Annotated in this window: 3 protein-coding genes and 2 pseudogenes; 2 read left to right on the top strand and 3 right to left on the bottom strand. The window is 69.7% G+C overall.

What is annotated here, in order from left to right; genetic code table 11:
- Positions 1-257, top strand: a pseudogene (locus WA317_RS05815) (cobalamin biosynthesis protein); the annotation flags it as partial.
- A 149-nt stretch (positions 258-406) separates the two neighbouring features.
- Here WA317_RS05815 and WA317_RS05820 read toward each other — a convergent pair.
- The 3 genes and pseudogenes from WA317_RS05820 to WA317_RS05830 all read right to left on the bottom strand — a co-directional run.
- A pseudogene (locus WA317_RS05820) lies at positions 407-1,072 on the bottom strand (SURF1 family protein); the annotation flags it as partial.
- On the bottom strand, positions 1,072-1,551 hold the full coding sequence (locus WA317_RS05825; RefSeq protein ID WP_425172132.1) for a low molecular weight protein-tyrosine-phosphatase: 480 nt from the start codon (positions 1,549-1,551) through the stop codon (positions 1,072-1,074). The gene WA317_RS05825 and the pseudogene WA317_RS05820, both read right to left, overlap by 1 nt.
- Positions 1,552-1,627: 76 nt before the next feature.
- A complete protein-coding gene (locus WA317_RS05830) occupies positions 1,628-2,356 on the bottom strand; it encodes an HAD-IA family hydrolase (RefSeq protein WP_425172130.1) in 729 nt (242 codons plus the stop codon).
- A 21-nt stretch (positions 2,357-2,377) separates the two neighbouring features.
- On the opposite strand from WA317_RS05830, the gene WA317_RS05835 reads away from it, so the two are divergent.
- The coding region (locus tag WA317_RS05835; RefSeq protein WP_425172131.1) for an aminotransferase class I/II-fold pyridoxal phosphate-dependent enzyme at positions 2,378-2,882 on the top strand (505 nt) is incomplete at its 3' end.

Consider the following 2,882-nt stretch of genomic DNA (forward strand, 5'->3'; position numbering starts at 1 on the left):
GTGCGGGTGTGGCGCCGCGATGCGGCACGCCATCCCAGCCCCAACGCCGGTGTGGTGGAGGCGGCGTTCGCCGGGGCACTGGACGTGCAGTTGGGCGGGCCGACGCAATATCACCACGAACTGCAGATCCGGCCCACCCTGGGTGACGGGCGGCCACCGTCGGTGACCGACCTGCGCCGCGCGGCGTTGCTGTCGCGGGCGGTTCAGACGGCGACGTTGGTCGCCTGCGGTACGGTCGTCACCGCCGCCGGCCGTAGCGGTCGGTGAGTTTCTCCTCGACGGTCATCGGCTTGGGCGAACCAGGAGCCTTCGCCGGTGGGCTCGACCGGCCCGTCTCGGCGCGGCGGGCGCGGATCTCGGCGAAGATGAAGTAGCCCAGCAGGATCGGCGCGACGATGCCGAAGGTGATCCACTGGATGCCGTAGGACAGGAACGGTCCTGCATCCAGGTGCGGCAGCCCGACCACACCCAGTCCGCCGGGCTGTTCGTCGACCAGTTGCAGGTACGGCTCGGCCAGTGCCACCCCGGTCAGTTTGGCCACCTGTTCGGTGTTGATCGAATAGATCTGTCGCACACCGGCTTCGACGATCGAGTCTTTGCCAGGCGCGGGCGCCTCGGAGTTCCGCAGGCGCCCGGTGACCGTGACGGTACCGCTGGGCGGTGGAGGTATCGGTGGCAGTCGCGAGTCCTGTTCGGGCCTGATGTAGCCGCGGTCGACCAGCACCGTCGGCCCGCCGTCGACGACGAACGGCGCCAGCACCTCCAAGGCCGGCTCACCGTCGACCACCCGCAGCCGGGCCAGCACCTGCACGTCGGGCCGGTAGTGGCCGGTCGCTGTCACCTGTCGCCACTGTGCACCCGTTGCCGCGGAATCCTGCTGCGGGAGCAGCGCAGTGAGGGGAACTGGCGGGGTGGTCAGGGAACGCTCGATTTGGTGGTTCTCCCGCGATGTCCTGGTGTGCTTGCCCAGCTGCCAGGGGGCCAGCACGGTGAAACACAGATACGCGAACGCGACGACCACCACGGCCAGCGCGAGCCAGCTCGGCCGCAGCAGGAAGGTCCAGCGGCGCATCAGTGCCGGCCGTTCCGTGTCAGCTGTTCGTCGACCCAGTCGTGCAGCCCGGGCAGAGCGGCTTCGATGACGGTGAATGCCGCCTCGAAATCCCCGTGGTCACCGTAGTAGGGATCGTCGACGTCGAGGGGATGGGCCTGCGAGCGAGGGTCGAAGGAGCGCAGCATCCGGAGGCGGGGCGCGTCGACACCATATTGGCGAAGCAAGCCCACGTGGTCACGGCCCAGCGCCACCACCAGGTCGGCCGAGAGATGGTCGACGCCGACCTGCGCCGCGCAGTGATCAGTCGGGTAGCCGTGCGAGCGCAGGACCCGCGCCGCACGTTCGTCGGCGGGTTCACCGATGTGCCAGGCGCCGGTGCCGGCACTGCTCACCCGCACCGCGTCGCCCAGGCCGCGCTGGTGGATCTGAAGCGCGAACATCTTTTCCGCCATCGGCGACCGGCAGATGTTGCCCGTGCAGACAAAGGTGACGTGCAGGCGTGAGTCGCCCCGGCGACGATGCAGGCCCGCCCGGGCCTGAGGAGGAGTGGGGCAATCGGGCTCAGGCACCTCGTCAGACACCTAGCGCCTTTCGCAATTCGGCGACGCTCGCGACGTGGACGGCGGGCGGCGTGCTGTCGTCGGTGAAATCGGCCTGGCCGTAGCCCCAGCCGACCACCACCGTGTCGATGCCGTGCGCGGCGGCGCCCTCGACGTCGTGCCGGCGGTCGCCGACCATGAGCACGCGCTTGGGCAACGGCTGCAGCTGGGACAGGGCGCGCGCCAACACCTCGGTCTTGCTGCTGCGCGAGCCGTCGGCGCCGGCTCCGGCGATGACTTCAAAATGCTGGTCCAGCCCGAAGTGGGCGAGGATGCGCCGGGCGGTCGGTTCGGCCTTCGAAGTGGCCACCGCAAGCCGGACGCCAGCGGCCCGCAGATCGCCCAATAGCGGTGCTATGCCGTCGAAAAGGCTGTTCATCGCCCAGCCGCGGTTGCTGTAGTCGGCGCGATACGCCGCGATTGCAGCTTCGGTGTGGTCGCCCAACCCCAGCGAGGCCAAGCTGTGGTGCATCGGCGGGCCGACGACTCGGCCGACCAGGTCACCGTCGGGCACGACGGCACCGACCTGTCGCAGCGCGTGGCAGAAGCTGGACACGACCCCGCGCGCCGAGTCGGTCAGCGTGCCGTCGAGGTCGAAGATCACCAGTTGCTCCGAGACGGTGTGTGTCACGTCTTCATTGTCTCCATTGCTCTCGACCCGTGCGCCCCGGTCTCCGAGCGCTGCGGAATCAGGTCCGGACATCCGCCGACTACTGTTTGACCCGTGGTGAGTCTGGACTCCGGCCGGCTTGCGGCGGCCCGCTATCACGGTGACCAGGCTGCCGCGCCCGGCATGCTGGATTTCGCCGTCAACGTCCGGCACGATCGGCCGCCGGCGTGGCTGACGGACCTGCTTGCCGCCCGTCTGCCGGATCTGGCCCGTTACCCCGACGCGAATGACGAGCGCTTCGCACGCGAGGCGGTCGCCGTTCGACACGGTCGCGCCGCCCACGAGGTGATATTGCTGGCCGGGGCGGCGGAAGGTTTCGCACTGTTGGCCAATCTGCGGCCGGCCCGGGCGGTGGTGATCGCGCCGTCGTTCACCGAACCGGAGGCGGCGCTGGCCGCAGCCGGTGTCCCGGTGCATCATGTCGTGCTCGCGCCGCCGTTCGGCTTGGCCGGCGTGCAGATTCCCGAGGACGCCGACCTCGTGGTGGTCGGCAATCCGACCAATCCGACCGCGGTGCTGCACCACCGCGAGCAGATCCTCGGGTTGCGTCGCCCCGGCC

It is taken from the genome of Mycobacterium sp., assembly GCF_049802695.1.
Classification (GTDB): Bacteria; Actinomycetota; Actinomycetes; order Mycobacteriales; family Mycobacteriaceae; genus Mycobacterium.

Excerpts from the sequence above, each read along its gene's own strand:
- WA317_RS05830 (WP_425172130.1), bottom strand. The coding sequence starts at position 2,356 with ATGTCCGGACCTGATTCCGCAGCGCTCGGAGACCGGGGCGCACGGGTC.